The organism is Shimia sp. SK013 (assembly GCF_001292625.1).
Classification (GTDB): domain Bacteria; phylum Pseudomonadota; class Alphaproteobacteria; order Rhodobacterales; family Rhodobacteraceae; genus Shimia.
Window position 1 is genome coordinate 36270 of sequence record NZ_LAJH01000028.1, and the last position, 11916, is coordinate 48185.

Annotated in this window: 11 protein-coding genes; 4 read left to right on the plus strand and 7 right to left on the minus strand. The window is 54.9% G+C overall.

What is annotated here, in order from left to right:
* The first annotated feature begins 184 nt into the window (after positions 1–184).
* From SHIM_RS20250 to SHIM_RS18585, 3 genes are all read left to right on the plus strand, one after another.
* Positions 185–3181, plus strand: a complete 2997-nt coding sequence (locus SHIM_RS20250) for a calcium-binding protein (protein ID WP_193749966.1) — start codon at positions 185–187, stop codon at positions 3179–3181.
* 191 nt (positions 3182–3372) lie between these two features.
* Positions 3373–3849, plus strand: coding sequence for a hypothetical protein (locus tag SHIM_RS18580; RefSeq protein ID WP_152926611.1), 477 nt, complete (start codon positions 3373–3375; stop codon positions 3847–3849).
* Between the two features lie 54 nt (positions 3850–3903).
* On the plus strand, positions 3904–4767 hold the full coding sequence (locus SHIM_RS18585) for a sulfotransferase (RefSeq protein ID WP_054004195.1): 864 nt from the start codon (positions 3904–3906) through the stop codon (positions 4765–4767).
* Between the two features lie 58 nt (positions 4768–4825).
* Here SHIM_RS18585 and rfbA read toward each other — a convergent pair whose 3' ends face one another.
* From rfbA to SHIM_RS18615, 6 genes are all read right to left on the minus strand, one after another.
* Positions 4826–5701 (minus strand): glucose-1-phosphate thymidylyltransferase RfbA, encoded by an 876-nt coding sequence (gene rfbA, locus SHIM_RS18590; RefSeq protein ID WP_054004196.1) that lies wholly within the window; start codon positions 5699–5701, stop codon positions 4826–4828.
* A 1-nt stretch (position 5702) separates the two neighbouring features.
* On the minus strand, positions 5703–6578 hold the full coding sequence (gene rfbD / locus SHIM_RS18595) for a dTDP-4-dehydrorhamnose reductase (protein WP_054004197.1): 876 nt from the start codon (positions 6576–6578) through the stop codon (positions 5703–5705).
* 55 nt (positions 6579–6633) lie between these two features.
* The gene (rfbB, locus tag SHIM_RS18600; RefSeq protein WP_054004198.1) at positions 6634–7683 is read right to left on the minus strand and encodes a dTDP-glucose 4,6-dehydratase; all 1050 of its coding nucleotides are present in this window, start codon (positions 7681–7683) and stop codon (positions 6634–6636) included.
* Positions 7683–8246, minus strand: a complete 564-nt coding sequence (gene rfbC, locus SHIM_RS18605) for a dTDP-4-dehydrorhamnose 3,5-epimerase (protein WP_446740613.1) — start codon at positions 8244–8246, stop codon at positions 7683–7685. The genes rfbB and rfbC overlap by 1 nt, the downstream gene beginning before the upstream one ends.
* Before the next feature lie 126 nt (positions 8247–8372).
* Positions 8373–9089, minus strand: coding sequence for a sulfotransferase-like domain-containing protein (locus SHIM_RS18610; RefSeq protein WP_054004199.1), 717 nt, complete (start codon positions 9087–9089; stop codon positions 8373–8375).
* A gap of 58 nt (positions 9090–9147) precedes the next feature.
* Complete coding sequence (locus SHIM_RS18615) at positions 9148–10056, minus strand: D-amino acid aminotransferase (protein ID WP_054004200.1); 909 nt, start codon at positions 10054–10056, stop codon at positions 9148–9150.
* A 165-nt stretch (positions 10057–10221) separates the two neighbouring features.
* Here SHIM_RS18615 and msrA point away from each other — a divergent pair, with 165 nt between their 5' ends.
* The gene (gene msrA, locus SHIM_RS18620) at positions 10222–10884 is read left to right on the plus strand and encodes a peptide-methionine (S)-S-oxide reductase MsrA (protein ID WP_054004201.1); all 663 of its coding nucleotides are present in this window, start codon (positions 10222–10224) and stop codon (positions 10882–10884) included.
* Positions 10885–10959: 75 nt separating this feature from the next.
* Here msrA and SHIM_RS18625 read toward each other — a convergent pair whose 3' ends face one another.
* The gene (locus SHIM_RS18625) at positions 10960–11829 is read right to left on the minus strand and encodes a ribokinase (protein WP_054004202.1); all 870 of its coding nucleotides are present in this window, start codon (positions 11827–11829) and stop codon (positions 10960–10962) included.
* Between the last annotated feature and the right edge of the window lie 87 nt (positions 11830–11916).

Here is an 11916-nt window from a genome sequence, read left to right on the forward strand (position 1 = left end):
GGTTAACTGCATACCCAATTACTCGAATTTGAAACTGTTTTTCGAAAGCTCTAAGCTACTTTCCGCCCTTTTGCCACATTTCTGCCCACGGCCGCGCGCGCCCAGCGGGCACCCTAACGGCGTTTGGTTTCGCCTTTTTGGCACAGGTATTTGGTTCATGATTTCACTTGAAATAGCTGGTCGCTTGATCAGTAGCAGTTTCTCGGTAGCATCAGACACTTTTTCTTTCCTTTTGGCACCGGATACAGGTTTGGTCACACTCCTGCACCACGGCGCCAACACTGGCATCGAACTGACTCCGCACTCAGGCACATTGGCCAGCGTCGGAGACGTTTTGACACTCACAAGCGGGCGGGTCTCTCTTGGCGGAGGGTCAGCCCCCGACAGCCTTGCACAACCGGTTTTGGCATTCCTTCAAGTACAGTCAGCCACAAATATGGCCGCCGCCGTTGACATATTTCTGACCGGCGGAACACACGCCAGCAATGGCGGCGTGGCTCTAGCCGGCATGGCCGGACCCTCGACAATTTTGTACGTGGCGGACCCTAATGGAACTGGATTGCGGGTTTTCGAGCAGGGCCCGGATGGCTCTCTGACCCTCATCGACACCGTGGGCGCGTCGCAGGGCGACTACACGAGCACCATTTCGGCCATGAGCCGCGTGACAACAGCCCAAGGGGATTATCTCTTCACCGGTTCGTCAACGGATCACGGGATCGACGTTTATCTCATAGACAGCAATGGAAGACCTCAGCATCAAGGGTCCTTCGGAGCGACCGAAGGCCTGCCGGTTTCCGCAATTACCAATATCACCCCAGTCGATTTGGATGACGTCCAATACCTGATCGTCGCCGCAGCTGGCAGTTCCAGCCTTTCTATCCTTCAAATTGGCGCGAATGGCGCACTTACACTCACTGACCATGTGCTGGACACACAAAACAGTCGTTTTCAGAACGTCACAGCGGTGGACACTGTGACTGTCGATGGTCATGTGTTCGTGTTTGCCGCTGGCGCAGACGATGGACTCACCGTCATGGTGCTAATCCCTGGCGGGCACCTGCTAGCGCTCGACACTTTGGCAGACGGAATTGACACCGGGTTGCAGAATATATCCGCACTGACGGCGTGTGTTGTCGGTGACGAAATTCAGGTGTTTGTCGGTTCGGGTACCGAAGCGGGCCTGACGCAACTGGTGATCGACATTTCCAACCTTGGAGATCTCCTTGTTGCACCTTCTGGGCAGCTCGCTGGCACCACAGGTGACGACGTCTTGGTTCTGGAGGGAGCCGGATCAATCCTTGGTGGCGCAGGAAATGATATCCTCAGAGACGGTGAGGGGCAAAATAACCTGTCCGGTGGCGATGGCGCGGATATTTTTGTTATTGGCGCGGACGGGGCGCATGACATCATAACTGACTTTGAAGTCGGGGTGGATCAGATTGACCTGTCTCTAATGCCTGGCCTTTATTCAATTTCTCAACTCAGTGTGTCCTACACCGCCACGGGTGCGCTTCTCTCGTTTGGCGACGACACATTGGAGATTTTCTCAACTGGTGCAGCTCTGACTGCAGCTACATTGCAAGAGGCCCTGATCGCTGCGATTCAGCACCCAGTCACTTCGCCTGTCACACAGCCGCCTCTGCCTGATCCCGAACCAGAGCCCGAACCGGATCCAAGCCCGGACCCCGACCCCGCTCCACAAGACGAAACGTTGATCGGCACTGCCGTTAACGACGTTCTGCAAGGGGGCACAGGCAACGACACATTGGCGGGATTGGCCGGCAATGACACGCTTAGCGGTGGCGACGACGATGACAGCCTGATTGGCGGCACCGGGAATGACCGTCTTCTAGGTGGAAATGGTGCCGATACGCTGCTTGGCGGCGGACAGGACGACGTAATGACCGGCGGCGCGGGCAATGACTCCGTTGATGGCGGCGGCGGCACGGACCGATTGGTTTTTGAACTGACACGATCCACAGTTGTGGTGAACGACTTGGGCAACGGTATGATCGAGATTATCTGCCCGGTCGGGACCGACCTCGTGACAAACGTCGAGTTCTTCGACTTTTTGGATGGATCCCTAACGCTGGCGGAACTTTTACTCTCGGCGCGACCTTCAGCCGGTATATCTCTCAATGGTACCTACGGGGAAGACACTCTGACAGGAAACACAGGCAACGACACGTTGTCTGGAAGTGCCGGTGCCGACATTATTGCCGGGGCGGATGGCAACGATCTTCTTGATGGCGGTGATCAGGCTGACACATTGACTGGGGACTTCGGCAACGACACCCTTTTCGGGCGCAACGGGCGGGACAGCCTGCAAGGCAACAGTGGCGACGACGTGCTACGAGGCGGAATTGGTAACGATATTCTGGAAGGCGGCGGCGGGCAGGACCACCTGAGAGGTGGATCGGATAACGACACTCTCTTGGGCGGCACCGGGCATGACACACTGCTGGGTGAGTTTGGGCGCGATCGGCTTTTTGGCGGCACCGGCAACGATATGCTGCGTGGAAACGGTGGAAATGACACGCTCAATGGCGGGGCTGGCGACGATACTCTTGTGGGCGGCAATCTTTTTGACCTGTTAGAAGGTGGGGCCGGCAATGACGTGCTGGAAGGCGGCCGGCACGCAGATACGCTGCACGGCCAAAGCGGCGACGACTTCCTTTTTTGGGGGGGTGGCACAGACCGCCTTTATGGCGGGGACGGCAACGATACCGCAGAAGGCGGTTACGGCCACGATCGGTATTGGGGAGGCAACGGACACGACCTGTTCTCTGGCGGCGCGGGCAGTGACATCGCATTTGGCGAAGCCGGAGACGACTATTTGCGCGGCGGGGGTGGTCAAGACACGCTCTTCGGCGGCGCGGGCTTTGATACTTTGGTCGGCGGGGTCAGCGACGATCTGATGACCGGAGGCCTGAACGGAGACATCTTTGAGTTTTCCACCGGCCACGGCAATGACACGATCACTGATTTCAATACATCCAACTCCAACGAACGCCTAGACTTGCAAGCCGTTGTCGCAATCACCGATTTTCAAGATTTGATCAACAACCATATCCTTTCCTCAAGCGGCAACTCAGTTGTTATTGCCACAGGAGATGGTGGACGGATTACATTGCTAGGTGTTCAGCTCAGCGATCTGAATATTAACGACTTCATCTTCTAATTTGAGCGTTAGTCTGCCGATTTAATCTTATTCAAAAAACGCAGAAGAAATGGGTTGCGTACGCATTCCAGCGCCTGATACTTCCTGCATGTCCAAAAATGCAGAAAGTGTTTTGAGATATGTCGCGACCTGACTTTGTTGGCATTGGCGCCCAAAAAGCGGCAACCACTTGGCTGTTCAAACGGTTGAGCATGCATCCAGATGTGTACTTTCCCCGGGGCAAAGAAATTCGTTTTCGGGACCGCCGCGAAACCGTCGGTCGCCCTTTGAAGGAATACCAACGCATTTTCAGCGGCTTACAGGTCAACCATATCGGCGGAAAGACCGGCGACATTACCCCAGCCTATTTGCGGATCTCCGATACTCTTATCAAAAAGTTCAAAGAGCTGGCGCCTGATGTTCGTTTGATGGTTATCTTGCGCAATTCCGTGGAACGGTCAATTTCTGCCGCTGCGCAAGTTATTCGCAACAAAGAATCCTCGGCGGACCAAAGTGATCCACGTGTTTATGACCTAATCGATCAAGCTTTGCTGAACACCACCAGGTCACCGACCCCAAACCGCCTTGAAGTTGCGCCCGAACAAATGGCGCGCCTCAAGAGCACTTATCGCGACGATCTAACCCAGCTAGAGAGTCTGCTAAATCGTTCCTTTGGCTGGGATATCTGAGATCGGGCCAGCCTGTGCACATCGCATCGGACCGCCCGGTCAGGAGAGAAATCTATGAGTGACCACCGCCTTTTTGGTAATTTATTCCTAAGCATCGGCGCGATGAAAGCCGGTACAACCTGGCTTTATACTGTGTTGTCTCGCCATCCAGAGCTACACTTTTCCTTGGAAAAAGAAGTCCACTATTTCTATCATCGATACGTGAATTCAGGTCAGCTAAGCGAAACCAATCGCCTGAAGAATGCCAAACAACGCTACTTGTTTAGGTTCGAGCCCGAGCGCGCAAAAATCGACCGCGTTCGTCAGAACTTGCACTGGGTCAGCTCATATTTGAGCCGCCCTGTTGACGATCATTGGTACAGCAACCTTTTTGATCTCCGCGGACCACAAACATACGCATGTGATTTCTCCAACCTGACGGCGCATGTTCCATCCGAAGCCTGGCCGCACATTCAGGGAGAATGCGACAAACTGCGCGTGCTCTACACAATGCGTGACCCGATCAAGCGTCTTTGGAGCCACACAAAATTCCATTTGCAGATTACCGATCAACTCGAAAAACTCGACAGCTGGACACCCGAAGATTTCCGCGCCTTCGCCAAAAAAGACTTTTTGTGGGACAACGCGGAATATGGTGCTGTTCTGCGACGCGTGAACGACGGATTGCCGCGCGAAACTTGGAAGGCTCTTTTTTACGAAGATCTCCACGCTGATCAACGCGGCACATTGAAGTCCATCGAAGACTTTCTTGGAATCTCCAACTTCAATTACCCGCAGGCACTTTTGGAAAAACGCACAACGGAATCAGTGAAGGTGTCGATGCCGGAGTTTTTCCCTGAGCTGTTTGCCGAAGATGTTTCGCGTATAAAATCCGAATTGACCGATCTAGGTTTCGAGCCGCCTTCCAGCTGGCTGTAGATCAATACTATCGCGTTTTGTAGACGGGCCTTTGGACAACTACTTGTTCATCGGCCCGCTATCCCAGCAAAAGCCGTTCCAGGTATTTGCCGTAAGAATTCTTAGCAAACAGTTTGGCCCGCACTGCCAGCTGATCATGCGAAATCCACCCCTGATCAAATGCAATTTCATCCGGGCTACCGGTTTGTAGCCCCTGCCGTTGCTCAAGCGTGCGCACAAAATTCCCTGCATCCAACAGGGAGCCGTGCGTGCCCGTGTCCAACCACGCATAACCTCGCCCCATACGCTGCACCGACAAGGTGCCCTCGTTCAAATACATTTCCAAAAGCGTGGTAATCTCCAACTCGCCGCGGTCGGAGGGCGCAACCTCGCGCGCGCGTTTCGGCGCATCACCGTCAAGAAAATACAGGCCCGTCACTGCGAAATTTGAAGGTGGCACTTCTGGCTTCTCGATGATGGATACCGCGTTCCCATGCTTGTCAAAATCGACCACGCCATAGCGTTCGGGGTCCGCAACCCGATAGCCAAAAACTGTTCCGCCATCAGTTTTCGCATCAGCGCTGGCGAGGATTTCCGGCAGTCCGTGACCAAAGAAAATATTGTCGCCAAGAACCAAAGTTGACGGCGCGCCATCCAAGAAGTCTTCGGCAAGAATAAATGCCTGGGCCAACCCATCAGGGCTGGGCTGAATGATATAGGTGAACTGCATGCCCCATTGGCTACCGTCCTCCAAAAGGCGCTGAAATTGCGCCTGATCCTCGGGCGTGGTGATGATTGCGACTTCCCGAATACCCGCAAGCATCAGGACGCTGAGGGGGTAGTAGACCATCGGTTTGTCGTAGATCGGCAAAAGCTGTTTTGAAACGCCCATAGTGATTGGGTAAAGCCGCGTACCGGAGCCACCCGCGAGAATAATGCCTTTGCGTTTGGTCATATTAGTTACCTTTCAAATCTTTCAAAACAGCCGCGAGGCTAACTCGCCAGTCTGGACGTGAAATATCAAAGTCTTTTTGTATATCACCGCAATCCATCCGCGAATTCGCGGGCCGTTTCGCCGGTGTCGGATAGTCAGAAGATGGAATATCGGTGACTGCCACCGCGCGTCCGGCTTGGTCAAAAATTTCTCGGGCAAAATCGGCCCAGCTTGCGTCCGGCGCACCCGAGAAATGATAGGTTCCGCCTTCCTGGCCCGCGAGCATTGCGTTTGCGATCTTAATGCAGGCCGCTGCGATATCTGCAGCAGAAGTCGGGCCGCCCACCTGATCCCCGACGATCGTCAGCGCGTCGCGTGTCTCTGCAAGCCGAAGCATCGTTTTGACAAAATTGTTGCCGTGCGAAGAAAACACCCAGCTTGTGCGCAGGATCGCGGCGTTGCCACCTGCGGCCAGAATGCCGTTCTCTCCCGCTAATTTGGATCTGCCATAGGCGCCGAGAGGTCCCGTTGGGCCTGTTGGGCGCCATGGCGTTGTGCCTGACCCATCGAACACATAGTCCGTCGAGATGTGCACGAACGGAAGACCTCGCGCCGCACAGGCTTCGGCCATTGCTTTTGGAGTCTCGCCATTAACACATGTAGCCAAGAGTTCTTCTTCTTCAGCCTTGTCCACCGCTGTGTAGGCCGCCGCATTGATCACCGCGACCGCTTCGGTTTCTGCAATGATCTTCGCGCAGGCATTGGAGTCACTCAGATCCGCATCTTCCCGACCCAACGAGATAACACGGTCACTTTGCCGTTGCAGTTCTGTCGCGACTTGTCCCGTGCGGCCAAAAACCAGAATAGGGGCATCATGTGTTGTCGGCGTTTGGATCATGATCAAACCTTGTTTCGTCTTCTGCGATGAGGAAATTTGCGCGAAGCACCTTTGTTTATCCGGTACCCAGCCTTTTTCCGACGCCATGCCGTTCCTGCAAGGGGCGCCACCAAGCTTCATTATCCAGATACCACGCAACCGTGAGCGCCAGACCTTCTTCTACGGTCACACTTGGTCGCCAGTTTAGCTCTTCGCGAATGCGTGTTGGGTCGATAGCATACCGTGCATCATGTCCGGGTCGATCGGTGACAAACTCGATCTGGTCGCTGTAAGATCCGCCGCCCGCCTTCGGTCGCTTTTCATCAAGGATAGCGCACAGGGTTTGCACCAACTCAAGGTTACTGCGCTCGTTTTCACCACCAATGTTGTAAGACCGGCCCAGTGCGCCTTTTTCGGCAACCAGCAACAGGGCGTCAGCGTGATCTTCGACATAAAGCCAGTCGCGTACGTTTGACCCGTCACCGTAGATTGGCAGATCTTTTCCAGCCAAAGCGTTGAGGATCACAACCGGAATCAGCTTTTCCGGAAAGTGATAAGGTCCGTAGTTGTTTGAACAATTGGTCAGGACAACGGGTAAGCCATAGGTCTCTTGCCATGCGCGCACGAGGTGGTCCGATGCGGCCTTTGACGCCGAATATGGGCTACGGGGATCGTAAGCAGTGGTCTCGGTGAACTGAACGTCAGGGTTACTTGGAAGCGAGCCAAAAACCTCATCGGTTGAAATGTGGTGAAAGCGGAAGGACTCCGGCTTTCCGGCGTCCACCCAATAACTGCGCGCCGCTTCCAGCATATTGTATGTGCCGGTAATGTTGGTTTCTATAAAGTCGCCAGGTCCGTCAATTGAACGGTCAACATGGGACTCGGCGGCCAAGTGCATCACAACTTCAGGCTTGTGTTTGGCAAAGATTTTGTCCAACGCCGTGCGATCACGAATGTCTGCTTTTTCAAAGGTATAGAGCGGGTTATCCGCCACATCCGCAACGTTTTCCAGACAGGCTGCATAAGTGAGCGCGTCAAGGTTTATGACTTCGTGCCCGCGTGACACAGCCAAACGCACAACAGCGGACCCTATAAACCCTGCACCACCGGTAACGAGAAGTTTCATTATGTGAAATCCTCGAAAGTAAAGGGGCTGGCGAAACCTTGGAGCGTCGGGGCTGTAGTGTCTTTTTCCGAAAGGACCGGATCGCCATTAAAGCCCCACTCGATTCCGCAACTGTCCCAACGCAAACCCGCGTCACAATCAGGCGCATAATAATCGGTGCATTTGTAGATGATTTCCGTGTCTGGCAGACGGGTGACAAACCCATGCGCGAAACCAGGCGGTACCCAAAGCTGCTTGCCATTCTCAGCGGTCAATTCTTCACCCACCCACTCGCCGTAAGTTGGGCTGCCGGTGCGGATGTCCACTGCGACGTCGAAAAGCGCGCCTCGACCACAGCGTACCAGCTTCCCTTGAGCATGAGGCGGGGTTTGAAAATGAAGACCCCGGATTGTGCCAACGTCGCTCGAAAGAGAATGATTATCTTGAACAAAATCAATGTCCAAGCCCGCGTCAACCATGCGCTTACGGTTCCAACTTTCGGAAAAAAATCCACGGTGATCGCCAAACCTAGCGGGAGTCAGCAATACGACTCCGGGCAAGCGCGTTTCGGTAACTTCCAACATATGTTTGTACCCTGAAAAACAGCTTTAAGTTCTGCATACACGCTGCAACGCAGCAGGAAAACCCTACTCTTGTTTTACACCAATTTGACCGCAGGCCCTTGCCTATTCTCTCGCAGCCGGACGAAATCAGCAGAGCCTCGCAGACCGCATTTTTTCGTAGTATGGCAACGCCGCTTCCAGAACGGGCATATGCCCGTTCTGAACTAGCGGAAGTGTACCTTCAGCATCAGCAAACCCAGCCGAGTTCCAAACCGACCCATACCAGTGAGGCGCCCAAACACCATCTTGTGCATGGCCCCCTTTGGGCCAGTTCAGCATTCTTGGATCAAATCCTAACCCTATGGCATCACACAGTTTTTCAATCATTTCCTGTGGATTCTCGCGGATGTCGTGGCTGTCAATCACCACCGGTTCTTGCCCCCAAGATGTGACCAGATCGAAGAGTTCCGCCTGTTGGACAAAACCAATATCGGACAGAGCCGGGTTTTCCCGTTTGGCGCTATATGACGCGATCACGCGCGCCGGGTGACGGATTAGGAAAACGTTGGTTACGTCCCGCATCCAATCGCGCGGCACGCCGTCGATCATGTGTTGCGTCATATGCTTTTGATAAAAAACGGCTTTTCCATCGGGATGTGCCTCAGAAAGAGCGTCCGCGACTGCTTTTGGGTTTTGGTCCTGCGCTTCAAGGATCTCTTGTCGCATCGGATGGTCCAGGCCCGTCATCGCCAGGTAGGCCGCATAAAACGGCTCGTCCACCACAGCGCAATCCGGGCGGTTGCCAAAGGCATACATCATGGCCGTCGAAAGGTTGCGGGGGCCGCTCCACATGGCGATTTTCATGGGGCAAAACTCCTGTCTGTATCGCGTCGGTATCGCGACTGTATTGCGTAGGTCCGATTTATGCAGCGTCTTGGGCCACCAAACTCTTATACAGCGCGCGAATGTGCTTGGTCATTTCACCCATCTCGCCTGTACCAATCTGACGTCCGTCAATTTCGCTGATGGGTGTTTGCGCGCCAAAGGTTCCGGTGAGAAACGCCTCATCCGCGCCGTAGGTGTCGACCAAAGAGTAGTTGCGTTCAAACACAGGAATTCCGTCAGCACGGCAAACATCAATCACCTTTTGTCGGGTGATGCCGTTCATGCAGTAATCGCCAGTCGAGGTCCAAACCGCACCCTTGCGCACGATAAAGAAATTGCAGGCGTTGGTCGTATTAACAAAGCCGTTCACATCCAGCATCAGCGCCTCGTCTGCGCCGGCCTTTTCTGCCGCGATGCACGCGAGGATGCAGTTGAGTTTGGAGTGTGAATTCAGCTTGGGGTCTTGTGTCATTGGCAGGCCACGGATGTGCGGGACAGTGGCCAGACGTATCGGACGGGGCAACGAAGGTTTGGAATGCTCCATGATGATTGTCATGGTGGGGCCTTGTTGAGACAGGCCGGGGTGTTGGAACGGGCGTGTTTTCACGCCACGGGTGACCATGAACCGAGCGTGGGCGTCTGTGGTCATGTTGTTGGCGGCGCGGGTGTCCTCCAACGCCTTGATCACGCCAGCCTTGTCCAAACCAATATCGAGATCGATGGCCTTGGCGGCTTCAAACAGACGGTCGATGTGTTCTGCGAGAAAGGCCCAATGACCGTTATAGAGTCGCAGCCCCTCCCACACGCCATCGCCCAGCATGAAACCGCTGTCATAGACCGACACAACGGCCTCGGCCTTGGGCACAACGCGGCCGTTCAGCCAGATCTGGATGTCTTCATTGCGCGCGTCTTCGGCAGCTTGGTGGGTGGTGACATGGTCTGTCATGGTGGGCTCTCCGCTTTGCGTGATTTGGCGACGCTAGATCGGAGTATGGGGAAGGCCAAGTGGTAAAGCGACTTCAAAGCAGATCACCAGAGCGTGACATTTGGTTTCACGGGATTGAGGGTTGGTCCGCACAGGCGCAGAGTGTTTCCAAAGGAGTGTTGCGCCATGTTGAAATTGCAAAACCTGAAACCCGGCCTGTTGTTTGTCCTGATCCTGATCGGGGCCGCTGTGCATGGTCACAAGGCCCACGCGGCGGGAAATGAAAAGTTGATCGTTGCGGGCGGGTGTTTTTGGTGTGTGGAAAGCGATTTTGAAAGCGTTCCAGGGGTGAAAGAGGTGGTGTCCGGCTATACCGGCGGAACGACGAAAAATCCGACCTATAAGCAGGTGACCAAAGGCGGGACCGGTCACTATGAAGCCGTGGAAATTACTTTTGACCCTGCCAAAGTCAGCCGCGAGCAGTTATTGCACATGTTTTTCCGGTCGGTCGACCCGACGGATGCCGGTGGACAATTTTGTGACCGGGGGCACAGCTATAGCACCGCCGTTTTCGTCTCTAACAAGGCCGAAAAGGCGCTGGCAGAAACCGCTAAAGCAGAGGCGCAAACCGAATTGAAGCGCAAAGTTGTGACACCGGTTTTGGCCGCTAAGCGGTTTTATGACGCTGAGGATTATCATCAGGATTACTACAAAGGCAGCAACATCGTTCTGACCCGTTTTGGCCCCAAAAAGCAGAGCGAGGCCTATAAGCGATATCGAAATGCCTGTAAGCGGGACGCCAAGGTTAAGGCGCTTTGGGGACGTGCCGCGCCATTCATTGGCCACTAAGGTAAGGGGCGTTGCCCCTCTTGGCCGTTGGCCCATTCACCCGAAGGTATTTAGCGGAACAAAAAGCCCCGAAGCTTAAAACCTCGCTTCATCCACTTCTTTGAGATCGGGAATAACGTCGGCTGTGCCGTGGCGGGTGACCATTAGAGCGGCTGCCCGAGTGGCCAGAGCGATGGCTTGTTCCATCGGCAAGCCGCGGTCGCGAGCAGCAAGCACAAAACCAGTAAAGGTATCACCGGCGCCGGTGGTGTCCACGGGCGTTACGGGCATGGCGGGGAAGTCGCGGATCGTATCGCCACTTAGCCAGCGCGCGCCTTTGGCCCCAAGCGTGACAATGACGTCAGCGACGCCCAGCGCATCCGGTGTCTTGGCGGTTGCCGCAGTCAGCTGCGCGGCCTCGATTTCGTTGAGGATCAGGAAGTCGAGGAACGGCAGGATGGCGGCGGTGGCAGTTGCGTCAAAAGGGGCGGCAGCATAGGCGACGTAGAGACCAAGTTCCCGGGCAGTTTTGGCGGTATCAGCCTGATTTAGAGTCTCATTCTGCACCAAGAGTGTGTCGCCTGGTGAGGCCTCTGACAAGGCGGCAGCCCGGGTTTTGGACGGGATCTTGTGGTTTGCACCGGGAAGCAAAACAATCGCGTTTTCGCCCGCGTCGTCGACATTGATGATGGCGTGACCTGTGGGGGTGTTATCAAGTGTGGCCACGTGGCGCGTGTCGACACCGGATTCCATCATCTGATCCCGCGCCCAAAGCCCATCCATGCCGACAGCACCAATGTGAATTGTGTGCGCGCCGGCGCGTGCAGCAGCGACAGACATGTTGGCGCCTTTGCCGCCCAGGCCACGGGTAAGACCGTCTGCGGCAAGTGTTTCCCCGGGGCCCGGAAGGTGGGGAACGCGGTAAAAGTAGTCGGCGTTGATGGAGCCGAGGTTGTAGATCGCCATTTGCTGTGCCTCTTTTTGACCACATGATCAATTTCGTGACGCGCTGTCCATGACAGAATGCTTGATTTGCGCGTTTCCTCCAAGGCA

Coding starts and splice junctions, on each gene's coding strand:
- SHIM_RS18610 (WP_054004199.1), bottom strand. CDS start 9,089: ATGAAAATCGCCATGTGGAGCGGCCCCCGCAACCTTTCGACGGCCATG.
- SHIM_RS18625 (WP_054004202.1), bottom strand. CDS start 11,829: ATGGCGATCTACAACCTCGGCTCCATCAACGCCGACTACTTTTACCGC.
- SHIM_RS18615 (WP_054004200.1), bottom strand. CDS start 10,056: ATGACAGACCATGTCACCACCCACCAAGCTGCCGAAGACGCGCGCAAT.
- rfbC (WP_446740613.1), bottom strand. CDS start 8,246: ATGTTGGAAGTTACCGAAACGCGCTTGCCCGGAGTCGTATTGCTGACT.
- SHIM_RS18580 (WP_152926611.1), top strand. CDS start 3,373: ATGCATCCAGATGTGTACTTTCCCCGGGGCAAAGAAATTCGTTTTCGG.
- rfbA (WP_054004196.1), bottom strand. CDS start 5,701: ATGACCAAACGCAAAGGCATTATTCTCGCGGGTGGCTCCGGTACGCGG.
- msrA (WP_054004201.1), top strand. CDS start 10,222: ATGTTGAAATTGCAAAACCTGAAACCCGGCCTGTTGTTTGTCCTGATC.
- SHIM_RS18585 (WP_054004195.1), top strand. CDS start 3,904: ATGAGTGACCACCGCCTTTTTGGTAATTTATTCCTAAGCATCGGCGCG.
- rfbD (WP_054004197.1), bottom strand. CDS start 6,578: ATGATCCAAACGCCGACAACACATGATGCCCCTATTCTGGTTTTTGGC.
- rfbB (WP_054004198.1), bottom strand. CDS start 7,683: ATGAAACTTCTCGTTACCGGTGGTGCAGGGTTTATAGGGTCCGCTGTT.